The 22,261-nt window shown below is 60.3% G+C and carries 22 protein-coding genes; 16 read left to right on the top strand and 6 right to left on the bottom strand.

Annotated features, from left to right (window positions below):
• Window positions 1–3: 3 nt before the first annotated feature.
• Window positions 4–1,095, bottom strand: coding sequence for a glutamine-hydrolyzing carbamoyl-phosphate synthase small subunit (carA, locus tag P0O24_RS04670; protein WP_316968574.1), 1,092 nt, complete (start codon window positions 1,093–1,095; stop codon window positions 4–6).
• Between the two features lie 281 nt (window positions 1,096–1,376).
• Here carA and P0O24_RS04665 point away from each other — a divergent pair, with 281 nt between their 5' ends.
• On the top strand, window positions 1,377–2,630 hold the full coding sequence (locus tag P0O24_RS04665) for a saccharopine dehydrogenase family protein (RefSeq protein ID WP_316968573.1): 1,254 nt from the start codon (window positions 1,377–1,379) through the stop codon (window positions 2,628–2,630).
• A gap of 11 nt (window positions 2,631–2,641) precedes the next feature.
• Here the strand turns inward: P0O24_RS04665 and amaB are convergent, their stop codons facing one another.
• Both amaB and P0O24_RS04655 read right to left on the bottom strand, forming a co-directional pair.
• Complete coding sequence (gene amaB / locus P0O24_RS04660; RefSeq protein WP_316968572.1) at window positions 2,642–4,168, bottom strand: L-piperidine-6-carboxylate dehydrogenase; 1,527 nt, start codon at window positions 4,166–4,168, stop codon at window positions 2,642–2,644.
• A 221-nt stretch (window positions 4,169–4,389) separates the two neighbouring features.
• Window positions 4,390–4,776 carry a hypothetical protein gene (locus P0O24_RS04655; protein WP_316968571.1) on the bottom strand — a complete coding sequence of 129 codons (387 nt, stop codon included), beginning with the start codon at window positions 4,774–4,776 and terminating at the stop codon, window positions 4,390–4,392.
• Window positions 4,777–5,011: 235 nt separating this feature from the next.
• On the opposite strand from P0O24_RS04655, the gene glyS reads away from it, so the two are divergent.
• The 5 genes from glyS to pyrH all read left to right on the top strand — a co-directional run bounded on the left by glyS (window position 5,012) and on the right by pyrH (window position 12,177).
• Complete coding sequence (gene glyS, locus P0O24_RS04650; protein WP_316968570.1) at window positions 5,012–6,745, top strand: glycine--tRNA ligase; 1,734 nt, start codon at window positions 5,012–5,014, stop codon at window positions 6,743–6,745.
• A 132-nt stretch (window positions 6,746–6,877) separates the two neighbouring features.
• Window positions 6,878–7,525, top strand: coding sequence for a diacylglycerol/polyprenol kinase family protein (locus P0O24_RS04645; RefSeq protein ID WP_316968569.1), 648 nt, complete (start codon window positions 6,878–6,880; stop codon window positions 7,523–7,525).
• 189 nt (window positions 7,526–7,714) lie between these two features.
• Window positions 7,715–8,359, top strand: coding sequence for an adenylate kinase (locus P0O24_RS04640; RefSeq protein WP_316968568.1), 645 nt, complete (start codon window positions 7,715–7,717; stop codon window positions 8,357–8,359).
• 99 nt (window positions 8,360–8,458) lie between these two features.
• Complete coding sequence (locus P0O24_RS04635) at window positions 8,459–11,464, top strand: tetratricopeptide repeat protein (RefSeq protein WP_316968567.1); 3,006 nt, start codon at window positions 8,459–8,461, stop codon at window positions 11,462–11,464.
• A 44-nt stretch (window positions 11,465–11,508) separates the two neighbouring features.
• Window positions 11,509–12,177, top strand: a complete 669-nt coding sequence (gene pyrH, locus P0O24_RS04630) for a UMP kinase (RefSeq protein WP_316968566.1) — start codon at window positions 11,509–11,511, stop codon at window positions 12,175–12,177.
• A 411-nt stretch (window positions 12,178–12,588) separates the two neighbouring features.
• On the opposite strand, the gene P0O24_RS04625 is transcribed toward pyrH, so the two are convergent.
• Both P0O24_RS04625 and P0O24_RS04620 read right to left on the bottom strand, forming a co-directional pair.
• Window positions 12,589–13,098: a LabA-like NYN domain-containing protein gene (locus P0O24_RS04625; RefSeq protein WP_316968565.1), complete on the bottom strand. Its 510-nt coding sequence runs from the start codon at window positions 13,096–13,098 to the stop codon at window positions 12,589–12,591.
• Between the two features lie 159 nt (window positions 13,099–13,257).
• Entirely contained in the window at window positions 13,258–13,728 is a 471-nt protein-coding gene (locus P0O24_RS04620; RefSeq protein ID WP_316968564.1) for a Fur family transcriptional regulator, read from the bottom strand.
• 168 nt (window positions 13,729–13,896) lie between these two features.
• Between P0O24_RS04620 and P0O24_RS04615 the strand changes: the two genes are divergently transcribed.
• The 4 genes from P0O24_RS04615 to P0O24_RS04600 all read left to right on the top strand — a co-directional run bounded on the left by P0O24_RS04615 (window position 13,897) and on the right by P0O24_RS04600 (window position 16,568).
• Window positions 13,897–14,553 (top strand): peroxiredoxin, encoded by a 657-nt coding sequence (locus P0O24_RS04615; protein WP_394356695.1) that lies wholly within the window; start codon window positions 13,897–13,899, stop codon window positions 14,551–14,553.
• A gap of 56 nt (window positions 14,554–14,609) precedes the next feature.
• Window positions 14,610–14,909, top strand: coding sequence for a hypothetical protein (locus tag P0O24_RS04610; protein ID WP_316968562.1), 300 nt, complete (start codon window positions 14,610–14,612; stop codon window positions 14,907–14,909).
• Window positions 14,910–15,084: 175 nt separating this feature from the next.
• A complete protein-coding gene (locus tag P0O24_RS04605; RefSeq protein ID WP_316968561.1) occupies window positions 15,085–15,699 on the top strand; it encodes a superoxide dismutase in 615 nt (204 codons plus the stop codon).
• 56 nt (window positions 15,700–15,755) lie between these two features.
• Window positions 15,756–16,568 (top strand): dienelactone hydrolase family protein, encoded by an 813-nt coding sequence (locus P0O24_RS04600; RefSeq protein ID WP_316968560.1) that lies wholly within the window; start codon window positions 15,756–15,758, stop codon window positions 16,566–16,568.
• A 67-nt stretch (window positions 16,569–16,635) separates the two neighbouring features.
• Here the strand turns inward: P0O24_RS04600 and P0O24_RS04595 are convergent, their stop codons facing one another.
• Window positions 16,636–17,322 (bottom strand): thymidylate synthase, encoded by a 687-nt coding sequence (locus P0O24_RS04595; RefSeq protein ID WP_316968559.1) that lies wholly within the window; start codon window positions 17,320–17,322, stop codon window positions 16,636–16,638.
• A 99-nt stretch (window positions 17,323–17,421) separates the two neighbouring features.
• Here P0O24_RS04595 and P0O24_RS04590 point away from each other — a divergent pair, with 99 nt between their 5' ends.
• From P0O24_RS04590 to P0O24_RS04565, 6 genes are all read left to right on the top strand, one after another.
• A complete protein-coding gene (locus P0O24_RS04590) occupies window positions 17,422–17,904 on the top strand; it encodes a hypothetical protein (protein WP_316968558.1) in 483 nt (160 codons plus the stop codon).
• Between the two features lie 72 nt (window positions 17,905–17,976).
• A complete protein-coding gene (locus P0O24_RS04585) occupies window positions 17,977–18,507 on the top strand; it encodes a methyltransferase domain-containing protein (protein ID WP_316968557.1) in 531 nt (176 codons plus the stop codon).
• Window positions 18,485–19,192 (top strand): cobalt-factor II C(20)-methyltransferase, encoded by a 708-nt coding sequence (locus P0O24_RS04580; RefSeq protein WP_316968556.1) that lies wholly within the window; start codon window positions 18,485–18,487, stop codon window positions 19,190–19,192. The genes P0O24_RS04585 and P0O24_RS04580 overlap by 23 nt, the downstream gene beginning before the upstream one ends.
• Window positions 19,189–19,899: a cobalt-precorrin-4/precorrin-4 C(11)-methyltransferase gene (locus P0O24_RS04575; RefSeq protein WP_316968555.1), complete on the top strand. Its 711-nt coding sequence runs from the start codon at window positions 19,189–19,191 to the stop codon at window positions 19,897–19,899. The genes P0O24_RS04580 and P0O24_RS04575 overlap by 4 nt, the downstream gene beginning before the upstream one ends.
• Window positions 19,854–20,777, top strand: a complete 924-nt coding sequence (gene cbiG, locus P0O24_RS04570) for a cobalt-precorrin 5A hydrolase (protein WP_316968580.1) — start codon at window positions 19,854–19,856, stop codon at window positions 20,775–20,777. Before P0O24_RS04575 ends, cbiG begins: the two co-directional genes overlap by 46 nt.
• Window positions 20,761–22,260 carry an SAM-dependent methyltransferase gene (locus P0O24_RS04565; protein ID WP_316968554.1) on the top strand — a complete coding sequence of 500 codons (1,500 nt, stop codon included), beginning with the start codon at window positions 20,761–20,763 and terminating at the stop codon, window positions 22,258–22,260. Before cbiG ends, P0O24_RS04565 begins: the two co-directional genes overlap by 17 nt.
• Window position 22,261: the final 1 nt, after the last annotated feature.

The raw sequence follows: 22,261 nt of genomic DNA, 5'->3' as shown, positions 1-22,261 counted from the left end.
TCCTCACCTCCTCCTCGCTTCGATCTCTTTTGCGACCGCGCCGAAGAACCTCTCCCTCGTGCAGAGGGGTCCGGGCCTCGCCTCGGGGTGGTACTGGACCGCTTCCACCCCCAGGTAGTCGCTCCTGATCCCCTCCACAGTCCCGTCGTTGGCGTTGACCTGGGTGACCTCGATCCCCGTCCCTTCCGCCGACTCGGGGCGGAGGGCGAAGTTGTGGTTCTGGGATGTGATGTATACGACGCCGCTGGCGAGGTCTTTGACCGGCTGATTTCCGCCGTGGTGGCCGAACTTCAGCTTGTAGGTCTCCGCCCCCAGGGCGAGGCAGATCACCTGCAGGCCGAGGCATATACCATAGATCGGCCTATCTCCCGCAAAGTGCTTCACCGCACCGATCGCCCCCGTTGCCTGCTTTGGGTCGCCGGGGCCGTTGGATATGAAGATGGCGTCAGGTTCGTATTTCTCAATCTCCGACGTCCTCGTCTCCGACGGGACGACGACGATATCAAACCCCCGGCAGGCCATGGAATCGAGGATGTTCTTCTTGATCCCCAGGTCGATCATCACCACCTTGGGCCCCTCCCCGGGGATCCGATAGGGTCTGCGGCAGGAGACGGCGGAGATCAGATCGAGGCTCGAGATCTCCGGCTGATCTCTTGCGATGGCGACGACGTCCTCTCTAGCCACCTCAGACCTCTCCCCTACGGCGAGGGCCGCCTTCATGGCTCCCTGATCTCTTATCTTGATGGTGAGCATCCTCGTGTCCAGGCGAGAGATTCCGGGCACCCCCTCCTCCTCCAAAAACTTCGATATCGTCCTCGTCGACCTGTGGTGAAGGGGCCTATCCCAGATCTCCCGGCAGACCATCGCCGTCGGGCCGATCCGGTCCGACTGGAAGTTGTCGCCGCTCACCCCGTAGTTTCCCATGAGGGGATAGGTGAACATCAGAAGCTGTCCCCTGTAGGAGGGATCGGTCATAGCCTCCTCATAGCCGGAGATCACCGTTACGAAAACCAGCTCGCCAGAGACGACCCCAGGGGCGCCGAAGCCCACCCCTTCGACTCTGGTGCCGTCCTCCAACCCTAAGACGCCGATCATAGTATCGCCACCTCAAGTAGATAGGTGTCATAAATAGGTTTCGACGTTATCGGGTGGCGAAGGGCCCACCATTTAGCCGGAAATCCATTGCCGGGGGTGGACACCACCCAGAGCTTCGGTCCCGGTCCGGTCCGGTCCGGTCCGGTCCGGTCCGAATCCCTGGCGATTTGTAATGATCGTCCCCCGCCCCGACGAGATGATTGATATAAAATCGGAGAGATACCATACTAGAATGGCTGAGCTTGAAATAGAGAGGATCGGCGGAGAGGAGGGTCTCTGAGATGAGGGTGCTGGTATTCGGAGGGACGGGGAGGATCGGGTCTAGCGCGGCCTGGGATCTGGCGAGGGCAGAAGATGTCGAGGAGGTGGGGATCGTCGGCAAAGGCGAAGAGGGGCTGAAGAGAGCAGCCGCCTGGATCGGGTCCGATAAGATCCGCCTCCACCGCCAGGATATCGCCGAGGAGGGGGGGACGATGAGGCTTATGGACGGCTACGACGTCGGCGTCTTCGCCCTCCCCGATCGAAGGACGAGCTACCGGGCCCTGGAGATGGCCATCGGCACCTCCCTTCCCGCCGTCGACGTTCTGGAGGAGTACCACCGGCGCCCCGACGTCCACGAGACGGAGGGGCTCGCCATCCCCGGCGGGATGACCCCGGACGAGTACGGCGACTCCCTCCACGAGAGGGCGGAGGAGAACGGCGTCACCTTCCTCGACGGTATGGGCTTTGCCCCGGGGCTCTCCAACGCCACCATCGGTCGGGGTATCGACCTCCTCGACTCGGCTGAGGCAGCCACCGCCAGGGTTGGAGGCATCCCCTCCAGGGAGGCGGCGGCCAATCACCCCCTCCGGTACACCGTCACCTGGTCCTTCGCCCACGCCCTCAGGGAGTACATGATCGATGCCAGGGTCCTGCGGGGCGGCAGGATCGTGGAGGCTCCCCCCCTCTCAGACCGGGAGAGTTTCGTCTTCGAAGCCTTCGGAAAGGCCGAGGCCTTGGAGGCGGCCGTCACCCCCGGGATGCCGAGCCTCCTCTATACCAGAGGAGATCTCGCGGAGTTCTCGGAGAAGACGGTCCGGTGGCCGGGCCACTGGGCAGGAATTGACGCGTTGAAGGAGTGCGGCCTTCTGGACCTTGAGCCCACCGAGTTTCAGGGAGAGATCATCCGCCCCCGAGAGTTCTTCGTCTCGGTGGTGGAGCCGAAGCTCCGACCCCTCCCCGGGGAGGGGGACGTCTGCGTCATGTACAACTCTGTACTGGGCGAGAAGGGGGGAGAGGCTGCCCGGGTCGACCACCACCTATGGGCAGGCCCCGATGAGGTCGTCGGCATATCGGCGATGGCGAGAGTTACGGGATTTTCCGCCGCCGTCGCCGCCAGGATGATCGGCAGAAAGGAGATCAAAGAGAAGGGGATCGTAGCCCCTGAAGACGCAATCAGGGGCGCCCTCTACGAGAGGTACATGGAGGAGCTGAATAGAAGGGGGATCGTCGTCCAGGAGACGGCGAGCCCCCGGACCTCCCCGATCCAGGGATGAAGGGGCGGTGGTCAACCCTCGCCGAACTCGATCCCCTGGGCGAGGGGGAGGTTCTTCGACCAGTTCACCGTCACCGTCTGGCGGCGCATATAACCCTTCCAGGCGTCGGAGCCCGCCTCCCGGCCGCCCCCCGTATCCTTCTCGCCGCCGAAGGCGCCGCCGACCTCCGAGCCGGAGGTGGCTAGGTTTACGTTGGCGATGCCGCAGTCGGAGCCCGCCGATGACAAAAACGCTTCGGAGGTGGCGAGGCTCTCGGTGAATATGGCGCTTGCGAGCCCCTGGGATACGCCGTTTTGGATCGCCATCGCCTCATCGATCCCCTCGTACTCCAGGATGTAGAGGATGGGGGCGAAGGTCTCCTCCATCACCACCTCCGTCTGGGACGGCATCCTCACGACGGCAGGCTCTACGAAGTTCGGGCCGAGATGGTGGAGCCTCCCCCCGCCGAAGACGACCACTCCCCCCTGGGACCGCGCCCGCTTTAGCGCCTCCGCCATCTTCTCCGTCGCTCCGCCGTCGACGAGGGGCCCCATCACCGTCCCGTCGTCGAGGGGGTCGCCGATCCTGATCTGCCGATAGGCCCGGACGAGCCGGTCGGTGAGGTCGCCGGCGACGGCCCGGTGGACGATCACCCTCCGGGTGGTGGTGCACCGCTGCCCCGCCGTCCCCACCGCCCCGAAGAGGATCGCCCTGACGGCGAGGTCGAGGTCGGCGTCCTCGGCTACGATGACGGCGTTGTTGCCGCCCAGCTCCAGGATCGTCCTGGCCAGCCGTTTCGCCCCCAACTCCGCCACCGTCCGGCCCGTCCTGGTGGAGCCTGTAAAGGAGATGAGGGGGACTCTCCCGTCCCGGAGGAGGAGGTCGCCCACCTCTGAGCCGCGGCCGATGACGAGGTTGAAGATCCTGGAGATCCCGTGGGCCTCCATAACCTCGTTGGCGATCTTCTGGACGGCGACGGCGGTGAGGGGGACGAAGGAGGAGGGCTTCCAGACGACGGCGTCCCCGGCGACCGCCGCCACGGCGGCGTTCCAGGACCAGACCGCGGCAGGGAAGTTGAAGGAGGTGATCGCCCCCACCACCCCCAGGGGGTGCCACTGCTCGTACATCCTGTGATCCGGCCGCTCCGAATGCATCGATAGGCCGTAGAGCTGTCGGGAGAGCCCTCCGGCGAAGGCGCAGACGTCGATCATCTCCTGGACCTCGCCCCTCCCCTCGGCCCTGATCTTCCCCATCTCCAGGCTTATGAGGTCGCCTAGGTCGTCCTTCCGTCTCTTGAAGGCCTCGCCCAGATCCCTCACCACCTCCCCCCTCCTCGGCGCCGGGACCTTTCGCCAGGATCGAAAGCCCCTCTCAGCGGCGGCTACCACCTCCTCGTAGACGGCGGGGGTCGCTGCCCTCACCGAACCGATGGGCTCATCGGTCGTCGGATTTCTTGATACCAGTACTCTGCCGTCCGGATCGTCGATCCACGAACCGGGGCCTGTGCAGGCCCCCGGATTCTCTTCTTCGATCCCAAGCCTCGCGAGCAGCCGCTTCATCTCACCATCCTCCACAGATAATTTCGATCTTCCGACCATTTAAGCGTATTTGAAGATGGGCGGCTCCGAAGGCGAGCTGGGAGATACATGGATCGGAGCTGCGCTTTCGGGATCTGGATCGGGGGAGACGAAGAAGAAGATTAAGATGCGCTTTCTGCCGAAGGCCAAAGAAGGAAAGATCAGGGAGCGGCCCTGCCGCTCTCCGGACATCTCGCTTTAAATCAGGATATTATTGGAAGCTCTGGCATGAGCAACAGCTCGGTGCGCTCGTCATCAGGACCAAAGATCTGCAATACGAAGTTATTTACTTCGGTAACAGCTCCCTGGTTGAATGATGTTGCAAGTTCGTTGTAGTAATCTGACCATGTAACCGTCTCATTGTTAACTACCAGCGTTTCATCCGTCGGTTCGCCCTCCAATTCATAATAGAGAGCTGCGAGGTCGGCCCACTGCATATTTGCACTACATACATTGATCAGGCCCATATAGACGCCGTCTTTGAAGCCCTCTTTATAGTCCTCAGAAAGCTCCTCTTGAGCGCTGGCAGCGCCGAAGGCTGTGCAGAAGAGCACGCCCATCACTAACCCTAATTTCACAATCCCTTTCATGAGTTATCACTCACCATTCTCCGATACGCTCACCTCCTTAAAAACTCTGTCGGACGAAGGTCAGCTGAACCCCCCCAGGTCGGCGGTCGACGGGTTAAGACCCTTCTCCTCCGATATCGTGCCTGGAGATCTCTGAAATAAATGTAAGTGAGATCGCCTTTGGACCACCTCAGCACCGGCCAAACGACAAAGGTTAAATGATCCGTCAGGGTCTATTTGTGCCGAGGATTGGCTTATGGACATGTACGAGAAGGTGATCGAGCTTGGCAGGAGGCGGGGGTTCATATGGCCCGCCTTCGAGCTCTACGGCGGTTCTGCGGGCTTCTACGATTATGGCCCCCTGGGAGCGCCCCTCAAGAGAGGGATCGAAGACCTCTGGAGGGGTTTCTTCGTCATACGGGAGGGGTTCTCTGAGATCGAATGCCCCACCATCGGGGTCGAGGAGATCTTCAAGGCCTCGGGCCACCTCTCCGGCTTCTCCGACCCCCTCACCGAGTGCCGGGATTGCCGAGAGATCTATCGGGCCGACCACCTCATAAAGCACATCGTGGAGGTCCCCGACGCCCTGGCAAACGACGAGATCTACCGGGTCATAAAGGAGAACGACGTCTTCTGCCCTGAGTGCGGCGGCGACCTCTCCGAGATCTACGAGTTCAACCTGATGTTCAAGACCTCGATAGGTCCGGGGGGCAAGCAGCCCGGCTACCTCCGCCCCGAGACCGCCCAGGGGATGTTCGTGAACTTTCCGCGGCTCCTGCGCCACTACCGCGACCGCCTCCCCTTCGGCGCCGTCCAGATCGGAAAGTCCTATAGAAACGAGATCTCCCCCCGCCAGGGAGTGATAAGGCTCCGGGAGTTCACCCAGGCCGAGGCGGAGATCTTCATCAACCCGAAGGACAAGAGCCACCCCCGGTTCGGGGAGGTGGCGGATCTAATGATGACCCTATACTCCCAGGAAGGCCAGGAGAGGGGGGAGACTGAGGAGATGACCGTCGGCGAGGCGGTGGAAAGGGGGATCATAGCCCACGAGACCCTCGCCTACTACGTCGCCCGGACCTACCAGTTCCTCATCGAGGCAGGGCTGTCGAGGGAGAGGCTCCGGTTCCGGCAGCACAAGGCGGACGAGATGGCCCACTACGCCGCCGACTGCTGGGACGCCGAGGCGCTCCTCGACCGGTTCGGATGGATCGAGATCGTAGGGGTCGCCGACAGGACGAACTACGACCTCCGGTCCCATATGGCCCAGAGCGGGGCGAACCTCACCGTCTTCCTCCCCTTCGACGTCCCGAGGAAGGAGGAGCGGCTCGCCGTAAAGCCGGATATGAAGAGGCTCGGCCCCCTATTCCGGAAGGGGGCGAAGGCCGTCGCCGATGCTCTTTGCGCACTGCCCCTGGAGGATCTTAAGCGCGACCCCATCATCGTCGTCGTCGACGGCGAGGGGATCGAGGTCGACCCCGCCCTCGTCTCCTTCGAGATGGAGGAGGTGGAGGTCCGGGGCGAGGAGATCATCCCCCACGTCATCGAGCCCTCCTTCGGGATAGACAGGATCCTCTACTCCGTCCTGGAGCACTCCTTCAGGGAGGAGATGGTGGAGGGGGAGACGAGGGCGGTCCTCGCCCTCAAGAACCGGGTCGTTCCGATCCAGGTGGCCGTCCTCCCCCTGATGGATAGAGACGAGCTATCCGCCCCCGCCGAGGAGATCGCTCGGGAGCTGCGATCCCTGGACCTGCGGGTCGAGTACGACTCCTCCGGGTCCATCGGGAGGCGCTACCGCCGAAACGACGAGGTGGGAACCCCCTACTGCATCACCGTCGACTACGAGACCCTGGAGGAGGGGACGGTCACCATCAGGGACCGCGACTCCATGGCCCAGATCAGGGTCGCGAGGTCCCAGGTCTCCGAGAAGTTATCGGCCCTCCTCAGGGGAGAGATGGAGTTCTCTGAGGCGGGTTTGCCCCTGGGAGGATGAAGGACGAACGGTGGGGCGGGATCGTCCAAAGCCGGCGGCGCCTCCATAGGCCGGAGGTCTTACGGCGGCGGAAGGGACGGCGGATGAAGGCCGCAGTATCTGAGGGTCGATGGGATGGATCGAGGTGTCCAAATGACGAGGTCGGAGAGGAGGGCATCTCTCGCAAAGGAGGTCCGCAGGAAGGCGATCCACCTCATGGGGCTCTCAGTCCCCGCCTCGATGCTATTATTCGGGAAGGGGGCGACGGCGGTCTATGTAGCCCTCGCCCTTCTGGCAGCGATCGTCCTGGAGAAGAGGAGGCTATCGGGAAAGGTCAACCTTCCCGCGGTCCGGGGCCACGAGGAGCGTAGGGTGGCGGGGTACGTCTACTACATCGCTGGTGCCCTCTTGACGGTCCTCCTATTCTCGCCTCCGGTAGCCGTCGCAGCGATGATGATGCTCTCCCTCGGGGACGCCGCCAGCGGCATCATCGGCTCCGTCGTCCGGGGATCGGCGGTCCGGACCCGGATCATGGAAGGGCAGAGCTGGAGGAGAAAACCCTTCCCGGTGGTGGCGGGGACCTTCGCCGTCTGCCTCCTCGTCGGCTATGCCGCAAGCCTCCTGGAGGCGATCTTCTCGCCGGAACCTGGAGCCTTATCCGTTCATGTATTCGTAGTCGGCGCAGCGGCGGCGACCTTCGCAGACGCCGTCCCCCTCAACCTTCGACGAAGGGTCATCGACGACAACCTCTCGATCCCCCTCCTCTCGGGGTCGGCGATGACCCTGGCAGCCCTCCTCTGATTCGGTGGAGAAAGGTTTTTTAACGTTGTTGAGAGTCAACGTACCGGAGAAGAGAGCAACTGCCAGCGGCCATGCCATCCGCACCGTGGGCTGGGTCTTGAAAGCTTTGGATGCAGATCCTAGATCTTCGCCCAGGGGCCCTGGCGTCGTGACGTTGCTTTTTATCGAGAGGAAAATAGGAGGGATATTATGAACATAGTATTACTCGGTCCGCCAGGATCAGGAAAGGGCACTCAGGCGAAGATGATCGCTGAGAAGTACGGCGTGGTTCACATTTCCACCGGAGACATCCTCAGGGAGAACGTGCGAAACGGCACCCCCCTGGGAGTGGAGGCGAAGAAGTTCATGGAAGCGGGAAAGCTCGTCCCCGACAGCCTCCTCATCGACATCATCAAGGACAGGCTGGCCAAAGACGACGTCAAGGGCGGCTGGATGCTCGACGGCTACCCCCGGACGATGCCCCAGGCCGAGGCGATGGACAAGATCCTCCCCAACCTGGGCCAGAAGATCGACGTCGTCCTGAACATTGACGTCCCCGACGAGGAGCTGGTCAAGAGGGTCACCGGCCGGCGGATGTGCAAGTGCGGCACCACATACCACGTCCAGTTCAACCCGCCGAAGACGGAAGGCAAGTGCGACGCCTGCGGCGCCGACCTCTACCAGAGGGCCGACGACACCGAGGAGACGGTCAAGGAGAGGCTCCAGGCCTACCACGCCCAGACCCAGCCCCTCATCGACTACTACGACAAAAGGGGGATCGTGGTCACCGTCATCGGCGTAGGCGATATCAAGGAGATCTTCGGGAAGGTCGCCGTGGCGCTGGATAAGATTTAAAGATCTTTCCAACCATTTTTTTTCTTCTGAGCTCTGACGTTTGTTATTCGGGAAGGTTTTAATTCCAACAGAGCAATCCACCTATTCGATGGGAGGAAAATGAGCCGCCTCACCTGGCTTCACATCTCTGACTGGCATCATGGGGACTTTGGGATTGATCCGGAAGTAGTGAGGGATGAGCTGATAAAAGATATCCAAGGACGTCTATCCATCAGCCCCGATCTATCAAAAATTGACTTCATAGTCTTCAGTGGAGATGCGGCCTTGAATGGGAAGGCCGAGGAGTACGAAGACGCCAAAAATGAGTTCTTCGTCCCGGTCTTGGAGGCCGCCCAGGTGGAACCTGACCGGCTCTTCATCGTTCCAGGCAATCATGATCTGGACGAGGAGGAGATAAAAAAGCTTCCGGATGATTTCAGGAAGGATGTAGTTTCCAAAGAGGATGCAGATCGCTGGCTCAAGGATGACAGCAAAAGAGAGCTTTTGCTGCGCCCCTTCAAGGATTTCAGGAGTTTTGTTTCCGGTTTCACAGGCCAGGATTCTCCCGATTACTCAGATCTTCGAACCTGGGAGATCAATGGAAAGACGGTTTCCCTCCTGGGGATCAACTCCTCCTGGTTTTGCAGGCGCCATGTTGACGCTGCAGGAAAGAAGAATGATTATGGCTTTGCCAGGGTAGGCGAGCGGCAGGTTCACAGGCCCTTAGAACGGATAAGCAAATCGGATTTGAGGATCGCGGTTCTCCATCATTCTCAGGACTGGCTGGAATACTCGGACGGCCGGGTTGTTTGGAGACGTCTGCGGCAGGGATGCAATTTCATCCTGCACGGCCACGGCCATGTGCCCGAGGTAACAGCCGAGCACGGAACAGGCGGAGATAGCGTAATAATTCCTGCAGGTGCAAGCTTCGGGGGACGCCCTCCAGAAGATCCGAGCCGCATCAACTCTTACAATTTTGTTCACATCGACTTTGAGACTGGAAAGGGGTTTGTTTTCTTGCGCCGCTGGATTGACGAGAGATCGGTTTGGGATAAAGACATTCAAACCTACCCGGAAGGCAAATTCCCTTTCGATCTGCCAGGACATTCAACCGTACCGCATCAGATCCCTCCACCCCCAAGAGACTTCATAGGCCGTAGCGGTGAGCTAGACCTACTTTTAGACGGCTTTGACAAGGGTGCCACCATCACAGGCCTGAGAGGCATGGGCGGCATAGGGAAATCCGCTCTGGCTTATGTTCTGGCTGATCGATTGAGAGATCGTTTTCTTGACGGCCAGCTCTTCTTGGATATGCTCGGCACAAGCAAGAGCCCGCTCGACTCCAAAGATGCCATGGCTCACGTCATCCGCTCCTACCTTGGAGCCGATGCCTCATTGCCAGAGAAGTTGAACGAATTAAGCGGGCTTTATCGAACTGTCCTCTCTGGCAAGAAAGCCCTAATCTTGCTCGACAACGCCGCCAGCCGCGAACAGGTGGAGCCGCTCCTCCCGCCAAAGGGGTGCGCTCTTTTGGTGATCTCTCGCAGTAAATTCACCCTTCCCGGCCTGAAGGAAAAGGACCTGGACGTACTGCCCCTGGATGACGCCAAGAATCTCCTCCTGGGAATCTGCGAGCGCATCGGGGATCATGCGGAAGAGCTGGCAAAGCTCTGCGGCTGCCTTCCCATCGCCCTGAGAAACGCCGCTTCTACCCTGAGAGAGAAGCCGAATTTGAGCGTCGCCAATTACATCAAACGATTGGGCGACGCCAGGGAGCGCCTGGAGCTGGTGGAGGCTTCCTTCACCCCGAGCTACGACCTCCTAACCACGGATCTGCAAAGGCTCTGGTCTCTACTATCCGTCTTTCCCGCAGACTTCGATCTCGCCGGGGCGGCGGCGGTCTGGGAGATGGAAGAGACGCCCGCCGAGGACGCTCTCGGCGAGCTTATCAGGTGGAGCCTGGTGGACTTTTTACCCTCAGTTGCGGGGGAAGGGGGACGATATCGGCTCCACGACCTGGCGCGGGATTTTTCCGGGTCGCGCCTGGATGACGCTCTCCGTGAGCGAGCAAGACTGCACCATGCCAAATACTATCAAAGTTTGCTTTGGGCAGCAAATAATCTGTTTCTCCAGGGAAATTCTTCTATTTCAATGGGGTTGAAGCTTTTTGATATCAATTGGATGAACATCAAAGCCGCTCAAAACTGGGCAAGCGAGAATAAATCCAAGAGCGACGAAATATCAAAAATCTGCAGCAACTTCTCTGAAGCAGGTAGCATTATTGGTTTACGACTGCATCCACTAGAAAATACTAAATGGTTAGAGGCGGCATTAGCTTCAGCACGTAAAATAAGAGATCGAACCGCTGAGGGGGATCATCTGAGCAACTTAGGTCTCTCCTATTTTAAGAGAGGCGAATTTCGCAAGTCCATCGAATATTATGAGCAGGCTCTTAGGAACTCTAGAAAAATTGGAGATAAGCAGGTAGAAGGAAACAACCTGGATAACCTGGGCAGTGCTCACTTTCATCTAGGGGAGTTGTGCAGTGCTGTTGAGTACCATGAGCTAGCACTCAAGATCTCACGCGATATTGGCAATGAAAGAGGCGAAGGAAATTGCCTATGTAACATGGCGCTAGCTTATTCCAAATTGGGCGAGATGCGCAAGGCTCTGGAGTGCTATAGTAAGGCCTTAAATATCTCACACGATACTGGTGATTGGTGGAGATTAGGAATAATCTCGAGTAACCTGGGTAACATCTTCTTCAATTTATGCGAGCCACGCAAAGCCATTACACTCCATGATAGAGCGCTGAAGATCTCACGCAGTATTGGCGATCGATCGAGCGAAGGAAACCACTTGGGCAACCTTGGGATCGCTTGTTCTTATCGTGGCAATCAGCAAAAGGCCATCGAATACTACGACCAAGCGCTCATGATTTCTCGCGAGATCGGGGACCGGCGGCGCGAAGGAAACCACCTCTTCAATATGAGCCTCTCTTTGCGCGCCCTGGGCCAAAACGAGAAGGCCATCTCTCTTGCCAGATCCGCCCTGGCGATCTACGAGGAGACCGAGAGCCCCCACATAGAAGCTGTCCGCAAAAAGCTCGCCGAATGGTCCGGCTAGATCACAAGGAACCTTTTTATCCGCCGATAATCCTGCCCTCCCCCATGATACTCGTCTATTCCCTCGGCGGCTCCATCCTGGCGGGCCGCGATGCCGAGAGCCTCAAGGAGTATGCCACGGCTTTAAAGAACCTCGCCCTAGAGCACCAGGTCTTCGTCGTCGTAGGCGGAGGCAAGATCGCCCGCGAATACATCGCCAAGGCCCGGGCCCTCCAGGCCGGAGAGGCCTTCTGCGACCTCCTCGGCATCGGAGCCACCAGGCTCAACGCCATGCTCCTCATCGCCGCCCTCGGCAGAGCCGCCGCCCCCGAGCCCTCCGAGAGCTATGCTGGCGCCCTTTCTGCCTCCGCCGGAGGAAAGATAGTCGTCCTCGGCGGCATGGCCCCCGGCCAGACCACCGACGCCGTCGCCGCGCTGCTGGCCGAGTACGTCGGCGCCGACCGGCTGATCGTGGCGACCTCCGTCGACGGGGTCTACTCCGCCGACCCGGAGGTCGATCCGGGGGCAGAGAAGTTCGATAAGATGAGCGCGAGAGACCTCGTCCGCCTCGCTATGGAGACGGAGATGAAGGCCGGATCGCGCTCGCCCGTCGACCCCCTGGCGGCGAAGATCATCGAGCGGTCATCCATATTCACCGTCGTAGTCCACGGCGCCGACGCGAAAAATCTGAAGAGGGGGGCCGAAGGCGGCCACACCGGGACGGAGATCTCCTGATCCGGGGAGGCCTGCCCCTAAAACATTTATGTAAAGTAGTGCAGACATCAACAGAAAGTAGGATCAATGTTGCGGTCTAAGGAGAGGAAAACCGCGTTTGTTCGAATGAACACAGTTGAAATATATATATAGTTTTTCATAGCAAAAATATCGCAAGTGGTATGGAGATCAAATCGATTGATAGAGGGATGAAAACTTGAAAAAAATGGTTATGTTGGCGCTTACGGTGGTGCGCCTGGAATTGGTTGATATATCCAAAGGCAACGACATTGCTTCTGATTTGCGAATTCGCACTCAAATCCGTCCTGTAATTAAAAGTGCTATTCTGTAGCGTCTCTAAGAATTCCAAGCGAAATATCAACCGAATCAAAGAGCACCACCCAAAACAGAGGACGGAAATAAAAAAAGAGGTCAGATATCCTTCTGGACCTCGCCTCTTATGTCCTCGAAGTCGACGAAGTGCATCCCTGCGACCTCGCGAAGCTCCCGGGCTATGAACCTTTTTGTGGACATGACCATGAACCTCTTTCCCCTTGCCCGGAGGAGCTTGAGGGGGCGCTCGAAGTCTCCGTCTCCGGATACCAGGACCGCCATATCGTAATTATCTACGGTGTTGAACATGTCCAGGACAATCTCGATGTCCAGGTTCGCCTTCCTGATCTCCCTCCCGTCGTTCAGGACGATGATCTTCAGCTCTTTTGTGATGATGGAGTACCCGATGTCGGCGAGGGCGGTCAAAAACCCCTGCTGCCTCGTATCGGGAGGGTTCTCCTCTCCGACGTAGTAGTAGGCGTCGATGATCTCGCCGCCGGTCTTGTTCTCGATCCACCTTAAGAGCTTCTCGAAGTTGATCCACCACTTAAGCTCGTCCTTCTGCATGTAAAAGATGTTCGCACCATCTATGAATACCGATATTTTCAATTAGAGTTCCCCTTTATTTCAAATATAATAAACACGCCAGCCAGCATCTGGCCGTGCGTTATCATTCTGGAGATGAGAGTAGATCTAAGGATACATATAGTTTCCTGAAAACTCCCTCCGTTCCACAGGCGAGGGCCGACCTACCTCGTACCCCCGAGATCATTCGTCGGCTGCGGCCTTTGATCCCACGCTCGCGCCCTTTTTTTCGCAGCTATAGCAGACCCCCTTCAAATCCAAACTCGATCCCATCACAGTAAAATCGGCTTGGGCAGAAACCTTGGCCATCAATTCGTACATGATAGGGTCCGACCAATCCCTGATGCTGCCGCACCGCAGACATAGCAGGTGGGCGTGAGCCTCGGTATTCGGATCGTATCTCGTTTGGCCCTGAGGCAGGTTCAACTCCGCGAGCAGACCGATTCTTTTTAAAATTTTAATTGTATTATAAATAGTAGCAAGGCTGACCGTCGGATGCGTCTTCTTGATCTCTTGATAAGCCTTTTGGGCCGTTGGGTGTTCGTGATTGAGGAGGATATACCTGCTGATGGCTATCCTCTGGGGCGTAGCCCTATAACCACTGTTTCTGAAATTCTTGATTATTATCGGCTCCAGATCTTCTGAATCGATCATAGTGATTACTAAGTAATAATAGATCTTAAATAAACCTATGCCTGATAAAGGGTCGAAGGGCTTTCAACCGGCTCAGGTGCCGCCGACGCCGGAGATATGCGCATAAAAGACGAAATGAGAGCCCAGCTGATGGAAGAGAAGACAGGAGATGCCGAAATGACCCATCATATGGAGCACGAAACGAGGCAGGGCATCCCCCTCCTGGGGGAGAAGGTCCCGGAGATGGAGGTTCAGACGACCCACGGAAGGATGAAGATCCCAAACGACCTCTCTGGAAAGTGGTTCATCCTCTTCAGCCACCCCGGAGACTTCACGCCGGTCTGCACCACGGAGTTCATAGCCTTCGAGAAGATGAGAAAGGAATTCGATGACCTCAACTGCGCCCTTGTGGGCCTCTCCATGGACCAGGTCCACTCCCACATGAAGTGGACCGAGTGGATCAAGGAGATGATGAATGTAGAGATAACCTTTCCCATCATCGCCGACAACGGGACCGTCGCCGGAAAGCTCGGGATGGTCCATCCCGGAAAGGGGACGAACACCGTCAGGGCCGTCTTCGTGGTGGACCCTAAAGGCGTCATAAGGCTGATGCTCTACTACCCCCAGGAGATCGGAAGGAACATGGACGAGATCCTAAGAGCCGTCAAGGCCCTCCAGATCTCAGACAAGAACAAGGTGGCAATGCCCGCCAACTGGCCGAATAACGACCTCTTCGGCGATGAGGTGATAATACCTCCGCCCTCAGACGAGAAGACCGCTGCCACCAGAAAGACGGGCGGAGGCGTCGTCTGCGAAGACTGGTGGTTCTGCCACAAGAAGCTGTAAGCCGCCGGAAAAGTAGTTAAGATAGCGGATCGTCTATAACGGTTAATGGTGATGATATGGCCAAGATAGGAGTTGTGAGACACCGGGTGGAAGACTTCCCTGAATGGAGAAAGAAGTTCGACGATAGGATGGAGGTGCGGAAGAGCAACGGATGGTCGGGCCACGAGCTCTACTACGACGAGGGGAGAAAAGAGGCTTATGTCGTCCATACCGTCCATGACGAGAAGCTGGATCTGGCCAGGGAGCATATGGAGAAGTTCAAAGCCATGGGGAGGCGGACCGAGATGAAACCCTCCGGCAATCCTGACCATTCGATAATGCCGAGAGGCGAGAAGATCGAAGCCGTAAAATATTGACCCTGGATAACGAGAGGAGGTTTTCCCTTCCCCATGAGCAAGGCCCCTCCTCCGGCTTGCCGAAGCCCTGTTACAGGCCGCGATCCCCCGGGGGGCGCCTGTCTCCCGCTTCTATTGTCGGGCTCCCCCTCATATTTCCGAAAAAAATTTAAGGGAATACGACAGAGAAATTGGCATGGCTGACAAGAAATTCTACACCCTCCCCGAACTGCCCTACGCCTACAACGCCCTGGAGCCTCATATCTCCGAGGCTCAGCTCAGAATCCACCACGATAAACATCATGCCGCCTACGTAAACGGCGCCAACTCCATCCTGGAGAGGCTGGAGAAGGCCCGGGAGGCGGGAGATGATCTGGATATGAAGTCCACCCTGAAGGAGCTATCCTTCCAGGCGGGGGGACACGTCCTCCACAGCCTCTTCTGGTCGAACCTCACTGCTGCCGCGAAGGCGGCAGAGGAGCCCGGCGGCGCCCTCGCCGACGCCCTGAAGAGAGAGTTCGGCTCCTTCGCCAGGTTCAAGAAGGAGTTCTCCCTCGCCGCGGCGACCGCCGAGGGCTCCGGCTGGGCGGCCCTAGCCTGGTGCGCCATGACAAAGCGGCCCCTCATCATGCAGATCGAGAAGCATAACGTCAACGTATACCCCATGTTTCGGATCCTCATGGTCCTGGACGTATGGGAGCACGCCTACTACCTCGATTACAAGAACGAGCGGCCGAAGTTCGTCGAGGCCTTCTGGAAGATCGTCGACTGGGACGAGGTGAACCGCAGGCTCGAGGCGGCGATAAAATAAACAGATGACCGCAATGGGCCACAATAGACAATTTTTTTTACTGAGGAGGAATGGACATGAAATTCCTGAAGATGCCGTTTCTGATCCTGACTTTAGCTGCCCTCGTCATCACCGCGGGCTGCGCCGATCGGATCGATGACCACCCAGAAGCCGTCGGAGAGGCAGATGGCCCTCTCCGGGCCGAGAGCTCGACGGCGATGATCGAGAGCGATAACCTCACCTACCCCGCCTACGTAGCGGCCCCAGCTCCGAGCCGGGGAGGAGGCGACGATCCGATCTATCCGGGGTTGGTGATGATCCACTCCTTCAACGGCCTGGAGCCCGGCTATAGGGACCTAGCCGACCGGCTCGCAGCATCCGGGTACGTCGTCATCGCCCCGGAGTGGCAGACCTTCGAGAGGACGCCCCTGGACGAAGCCGTCGACGGGCTCGTAGGGGCCTGCGCCGCCTACCTTATCGATAGGGAGGACGTGAACGGCGACCGCCTCGGCCTCACCGGCTTCTGCGCCGGCGGCAGGTACACGATGCTATTTCTCCCCCAGATGGAGGAGTTTCGCTCCGGTGTAGCCTGGTACGGATTTCCCTACTCAGGCGGCTTCAACGACGAGACGAAGCCCGCCGACCTCATCGACGGCCTCGATGCGCCGATGCTGATCATCCACGGGACCGGAGACGTACCAAGCCCCATCTCCGGGATATACGAGTATGCAGCTGCCCTCGACGCCGCTGGCAAGTACTTCGAGCTGAAGGTCTACCAGGGGGAGGGCCATGGCTTCATGATCCATGAGGGCGAAAGGTCGGAGAGCTTCGCCGCCCTGGACGCCGAAGGAGAGATGGCGAGGTTCTTCGATAGGACGCTTAAAGGATGATGAAGTCGTTCGAAGGGGCGCGGGGTTGAAAGAGACCGCGCCGCGCCCCTTATCTCTTTTTTTCGCGTCAAACCTCCGACCGGCCCGTGACCATCTCGGCCACCCAGTCCCAGTCGTGATCGTAGATGTGGGCCGAGCAGCTGACGGTGGTGATCGAGCCGGGCTCCGCCCCCACCCTCCCGGCGACGTATTCGAGGAGCCTGGTGAGGCCGTAGAGGTTTGCGGGGTAAGCGCCTGCGAAGTCGTGGCTCCGGAATAGGGCCGCGAGGTGGAGGCGGCCCTCCCGGATCTTGAAGTCGTCGACCATCATGCAGGGGACCTCCTCCTTCTCCGTATCGACGGGCGGAATCCACGTCACCGCCGAGGCCCTCCGCGAGTTGGGGCTCGCCCTGAGGCGGCGGACAATCTGATCGATCTGGTCGACGGGCCCATGGGAATCATCATCTATTTGTTTCTGAGAGCCGGGCAGAGCCCAGGCCCGGAGCCGCTCGCCGTAGGTGTACTCAAAGCCGGGGTTATCGCCGCTGATGAGCTGCCTTGCGTACTCTTCCAGACGGTACTGGTTCCAGGAGAAGTATTCCAACGGGATCATATCCCTCCTGGGGTCCTCCACCACCACCTCCAGGGCGAGGATCTCCCGGGTCTTTGTGCCCCGCTCGTCGGTGATCTCCTCGCCCCCGCGCCAGATGAGGCCGAGCCCCCGCCGCCACGCCTCGGGGATCGTATCCGCCCTGATGAACCTTCCGACCCTCAAATAACCACCTTTAGTTGGTAGGGACCAAGGGCTGAAATAGTTGGCTCTTGAAGGTGGAAGGGCCGGAATGGATTCGGCAGAACTCTGGAGACCTTCAAAATGCCCGACTTCGAGTGGGAGCTGGTGGCGGCCATAAACCGCTTCTTCGAGATCGAAGAGATCAGGGGCGTAGCCTACCGGCTCAAGCAGAGCCGCTACACCCCCCAGGTCGTCGACCTCCTCGTCGACTCGCCCCGCCCCGGCTACTATCTGGCCGTCGAGTGCAAGAGCATCGACGCCCGGAAGGCGAAGACGTTATACTACAGCCAGCACTTCTCCCTCGCCGGCGGCGTCCATCAGATCGAGAGGGTCGACCGGTTCATCGAAGCCTCCGGCCGGCGGGGGGTCCTGGCGGTGGAGCTGCGGCAGGGTCCGGGCAAGCCAAAAGGGGCCCACCTCATACCCTGGAAGACGGTCATCGACGGCTTCAGGTCCCAGTCCCCAGGAATCCCGGTGGAGAGGATCGAGGCGATTCCGCCCCTGGGAAGGAAGAACGGGACCTACCGGATTGAGGCCGGGGACCTGGAAAGGCTGGAGATCTAAGGCCAATCAATTTTACTGGAGACAAGAGAATTTGGATTAAGCTTATATCCCCTTCCGCCGCTCCCAAAAACCATGAAGCTTCCCGGTACCGCGACCCAGCCGGAGAACGTCCATATCGCCGTAGGAAAGCTCGATATCAGGCCGGGGATGGCCTTCCTCGATCTAGGGTGCGGCTCGGGGGCCGTATCCCTTGCCGCTGCTAGGTTCACCGACCGGATATACGGCATCGATCGAAGATCCGAGGCGGTGGAGATCTCGAAGGGAAGGGTCCAGGCCGGGACCTTCCTCTGCGGCGAAGCCGGGGAGCTGATCCCAACGCTTCCAGATATCGACCGGTGCTTCATCGGCGGGACGAGGGGGATAGAGGCCTTCTTCCCCGCCCTGATGGAGAGGCTCTCTCCCGGAGCCGTCGTCGTAGCCGACCTCGCCAGGATCGGGATGGCGTCGAAGGTAGTCGAATTGATGAAGGGGGCGGGGATCTTTGAGGAGCTCCTCCAGATCGGGATCGCCCGGGGATACGATCTCGCCGGGGACGTCGCCCTCCGGCCGGAGAACCCCATCTTCATGGTGGTGGGGAGGCTTGCTGGAGGTCGCAGCCCTTGACGGGAGGAAGATCGAAGATGGGGGACTATCGGAGAGGATGGAAGATGTCAGGAAAGGAGATGGAGATGGTGGCTTGCTGATAGGGGTGAGCCTCGGCCCCGGCGATCCGGAGCTTCTGACCCGGAAGGCGGAGAAGGCCCTCGCCGCCGCGGATGAGGTCTTCGTCCCCGGGGAGATGGCCGCCGAACTCGTCAGGCCCTTCGCCGAACCGGAGGTCCTCGACTTTCCCATGATCTCGGATAAAGCGAGGCTTCTGGAGATCTGGGCCGACAACGCCGACCGGGTCGCCTCCCGGGCCCTCGGCGGCGACGCCGCCTTCGCCTGCATCGGCGACGTCAACACCTTCTCCACCTTCTCCCACCTCAAGAGGCTGGTGATCGAGCGCCACCCGAAGGTGGAGATCGAGACGATACCCGGCGTCGGGACCGTCCCGGCCCTGGCGGCGAGGCTCGGGGTCGACCTCTCGGAGTCCTTCCTGGTATCCGACGGATCCCAGGTTCAGACGGTGATCAGGATGAAGGCGGTCAGGCCTGCCGAGATGGCGGCAGAGCTGGCGAGGGAGGGGTTCGACGACTTCACCCTGGGGGTCCGGCTCTACACCCCCGAGGAGTCGATAATTCGGGAGGAGATGCCGGAGAGGAGCGACTACTTCAGCGTCCTCTGCGCCAGAAGGAGGAGGAGATGAAGATCCACTTCGTCGGCGCCGGCCCCGGTGACCCCGACCTCATCACCGTCAGGGGCGCTCGCCTCCTGGAGGAGGCGGACCTCATCGTCTACGCCGGCTCCCTCGTCAACCCCACCCTCCTGGAGGGGCTCTCTGCAAGGCTCGTCGACAGCAACAGGATCAACCTCGAGGAGATCAACGGGATTATGCTCTCCGCCCTCCGGAGGGGCGAGGGGGTGGTGAGGCTCCACAGCGGCGACCCCGCCCTCTACGGCGCCATCCTGGAGCAGATGAGACCCCTGGAGGAGGCGGGGGTCGAAGTCGAGGTCATCCCCGGCGTCTCATCACTGTTCGCCGTCGCCGCCGCCCTCAAGACCCAGCTCACCCTGAAGGGGGTCTCGGAGTCGCTGATCGTAACGAGGCCCGCGGGGACGACCCTGGAGAACGACTCCATCGCCGAATTCTCCCGATTCGGGACGACGATGGCGATATTTCTCGGGGCGGATAAGATAAGGGAGACGGTGGACAGGCTGGAGATCCCGGCAGAGACCCCAGCCGCCGTCGTCTACCACGCCTCCTGGCCCGACGAGCTGGTGATCGTCGGGAACGTCGGGGACATCGCCGACAGGGCCGAGGAGGCAGGGGTCACCAAGAGCGCCATGATCCTCGTCGGGAACGTCATATCGAGGAGCGGCTATGGGAGGTCTCACCTATACCAGAGTCGGTAGCCGTCCTCGTCTTCGACCGCAACATCCCCGAGGGGGAGAAGATCTCCGCCGCCCTGAGGGACCGGTACGATCCGCAGGTTCTCGTATACAGCAAAAAGAGGGCTCAGGAGATGGTCGGCACCCTCGCCGGCTTCGACCTGGTGGTGGCGGTTATGGCGGTGGGGATCGTGGTGAGGATGATCTGCCCCGGCATCGCCGACAAGTGGACCGGAACGCCGGTGGTGGCCGTCGACTCGTCCCTCCGGTCCGCCGTCCCGGTCGTCGGAGGCCACCACGGCGGAAACGACCTCGCCCTCCGCCTCTTCGAAAAGCTCGGCGCCTATCCCGCCATCACCACAGCCACCGACGCCGCCGGCCGCCCCTCCCTGGAGGGGACGGCGGCGGGGCTCGGGGCCCGCATCGTCAACCGCAGCTCCTCCAGGGATGTCAACCTCGCCTTCCTGCGAGAAGACGTCCCCGTCGTCAGGCTCGCGGGGCCGAAGATCGTCCTGGTGGATGAGGACGTGGCGGTCCTCAAGAGCAAGGGCGGCGTCGTCGTTGGGATCGGCGCCAGGAGGGGCGTCGAGGCCTCGGAGGTCTTGGAGGCGGCAAGGATGGCCCTGGAATCGGTAGGGCGGGGGATAGACGAGATCAGGGCCATCGCCACCGGGGAGATAAAGAGGGACGAGCCCGGCATCTCCCAGGCGGCGGAGAGGCTCGGCCGCCCCGTCATCTACCTCGACGAGGAGGTCCTCAACGCCCAGTCCCCGACGACGGAGTCGAGGGCTCGAGACCTGGGGCTGGTGGGGGTGGCGGAGCCCGCCGCCCTCGCCCTATCCGAGAGGCTGATCATGCCCAAGAAGGCCTACGGGAGGGTGACCGTTGCCCTCGGAGAATAGGCTCTACATCGTGGGGATTGGACCCGGAGAGAGGGGTCAGATGACCAGGAGGGCGATAGAGGCGATATCCGACGCCGAAAGCGTCGTCGGATACCGCCCGTACCTGGACCTCGTCTCCGACCTCCTGGTGGGCAAGAGGGTCGTCTCCACAGGGATGGGACGGGAGGTGGAGAGGGCTAAGGAGGCCGTCGACCTCCTGGAGGAGGGCTCTGTCGCCCTCATCAGCAGCGGTGACCCCAACGTCTACGGGATGGCGGGGCTGGGCCTCGAGGTCGCCTCCGGCAGGGTCGACCTCAGCCGCGTCGAGGTCGTCCCCGGGATCTCCTCCTTCTCGGCCGCGGCCTGCAGGGCCGGCGTCACCTTCACCGAGTCGGTGGCGGCCATCAGCTGTAGCGACCTTCTCACCCCCTGGAATAAGATCGAGGAGAGGGCAAGGGTCGCCTCGGAGCTGAAGATGCCCATGGCGATCTATAACCCCCGGTCCAGGAGGAGGACCTGGCAGCTCGATCGGGTCCTGGAGATCGCCACCTTCGACGGCGAGAGGGACCCGAAGGTTCTGGTGGCGAAGAACGTCGCCCGGGAGGGGGAAGCCCTCTTCTGGACGAGGGCCGGGGAGATGCTGGAGGAGGAGGATCTCCGGGAAGAGGTGGATATGTTCACCCTCCTGATCCTGGAAGGAGAGGGGATGGTGAGAGGAGAAGGGACCGCCTGCGACGAGAATAGGAGAAGGGGCGCCGCCGGACCGGAGGCGAGGAGCCACCCGGCCGGTGGCCATTCGGCGAGGGTCCACGTCGTAGGGACGGGTCCCGGCGACCCCCGCCACCTCACTCTCGATGCGGAGGAGATCATCGAGAGGTCGGACCTCCTTCTGGGGGCGGAGAGGCACCTCTGCGCCGTCAGAGGGGTTTCGAAAGGCGAGACGAACTCTCACGAAGGAAAGGGAGAGTTCGAGGATAGGATATCAGCGAGGGTCCGGGCTGCTGAGGAGGCGGCCCGCCTCGGCAAGACCGCATCGATCCTCTTCGGGGGCGACCCCAGCACCTTCAGCTCCTCCTGGAGGGTGCGCGCCCCCTTAAAAGCTCAGGTATCTTCGGGGGTCGGCGCCTTCTCGGCGGCGGCGGCGAGGCTCGGAGCACCCCTGGTGAACGACTTCGCCCTCATCTCGGGGCTCAGCGAAGAGACCCCGTGGAGGGCCCGCCGCCTCCTGGAGGGCGGCTTTGCCGTAGTCGTCTACAACCAGAACTCTGGAAGAATGGACTGTCTAGCCGAGGCGGTATCCGACCTCGACCCGGAGAGACCCTTCGGCCTCGTCCAAGACGCCACCCGTCCCGACGAGAGGATCTATATCGGGAGGGGGGCGGATCTCGCCCGCCCGAGCTTTGAGGGGAGAAGGTGTACCCTGATCCTGGCGGGTCCCGAGGCCCGGATGACCGAGGGAAAGATCATCAACCGAAGAGGGTATCAGACCAAGTACTACTACTGAA

The sequence above is a fragment of the Candidatus Methanocrinis alkalitolerans genome (genome assembly GCF_029167205.1).
In the GTDB taxonomy this organism is placed as follows: Archaea; Halobacteriota; Methanosarcinia; order Methanotrichales; family Methanotrichaceae; genus Methanocrinis; species Methanocrinis alkalitolerans.
This window is presented reverse-complemented; position numbering and strand designations above follow the sequence as displayed.

What these genes read in the sequence shown, in the direction of transcription:
- carA (WP_316968574.1), bottom strand. Translation starts at nt 1,095, where the DNA reads ATGATCGGCGTCTTAGGGTTGGAGGACGGCACCAGAGTCGAAGGGGTG.
- P0O24_RS04665 (WP_316968573.1), top strand. Translation starts at nt 1,377, where the DNA reads ATGAGGGTGCTGGTATTCGGAGGGACGGGGAGGATCGGGTCTAGCGCG.
- amaB (WP_316968572.1), bottom strand. Translation starts at nt 4,168, where the DNA reads ATGAAGCGGCTGCTCGCGAGGCTTGGGATCGAAGAAGAGAATCCGGGG.
- P0O24_RS04655 (WP_316968571.1), bottom strand. Translation starts at nt 4,776, where the DNA reads ATGAAAGGGATTGTGAAATTAGGGTTAGTGATGGGCGTGCTCTTCTGC.
- glyS (WP_316968570.1), top strand. Translation starts at nt 5,012, where the DNA reads ATGGACATGTACGAGAAGGTGATCGAGCTTGGCAGGAGGCGGGGGTTC.
- P0O24_RS04645 (WP_316968569.1), top strand. Translation starts at nt 6,878, where the DNA reads ATGACGAGGTCGGAGAGGAGGGCATCTCTCGCAAAGGAGGTCCGCAGG.
- P0O24_RS04640 (WP_316968568.1), top strand. Translation starts at nt 7,715, where the DNA reads ATGAACATAGTATTACTCGGTCCGCCAGGATCAGGAAAGGGCACTCAG.
- P0O24_RS04635 (WP_316968567.1), top strand. Translation starts at nt 8,459, where the DNA reads ATGAGCCGCCTCACCTGGCTTCACATCTCTGACTGGCATCATGGGGAC.
- pyrH (WP_316968566.1), top strand. Translation starts at nt 11,509, where the DNA reads ATGATACTCGTCTATTCCCTCGGCGGCTCCATCCTGGCGGGCCGCGAT.
- P0O24_RS04620 (WP_316968564.1), bottom strand. Translation starts at nt 13,728, where the DNA reads ATGATCGATTCAGAAGATCTGGAGCCGATAATAATCAAGAATTTCAGA.
- P0O24_RS04615 (WP_394356695.1), top strand. Translation starts at nt 13,897, where the DNA reads ATGGAGCACGAAACGAGGCAGGGCATCCCCCTCCTGGGGGAGAAGGTC.
- P0O24_RS04610 (WP_316968562.1), top strand. Translation starts at nt 14,610, where the DNA reads ATGGCCAAGATAGGAGTTGTGAGACACCGGGTGGAAGACTTCCCTGAA.
- P0O24_RS04605 (WP_316968561.1), top strand. Translation starts at nt 15,085, where the DNA reads ATGGCTGACAAGAAATTCTACACCCTCCCCGAACTGCCCTACGCCTAC.
- P0O24_RS04600 (WP_316968560.1), top strand. Translation starts at nt 15,756, where the DNA reads ATGAAATTCCTGAAGATGCCGTTTCTGATCCTGACTTTAGCTGCCCTC.
- P0O24_RS04590 (WP_316968558.1), top strand. Translation starts at nt 17,422, where the DNA reads ATGCCCGACTTCGAGTGGGAGCTGGTGGCGGCCATAAACCGCTTCTTC.
- P0O24_RS04585 (WP_316968557.1), top strand. Translation starts at nt 17,977, where the DNA reads ATGAAGCTTCCCGGTACCGCGACCCAGCCGGAGAACGTCCATATCGCC.
- P0O24_RS04575 (WP_316968555.1), top strand. Translation starts at nt 19,189, where the DNA reads ATGAAGATCCACTTCGTCGGCGCCGGCCCCGGTGACCCCGACCTCATC.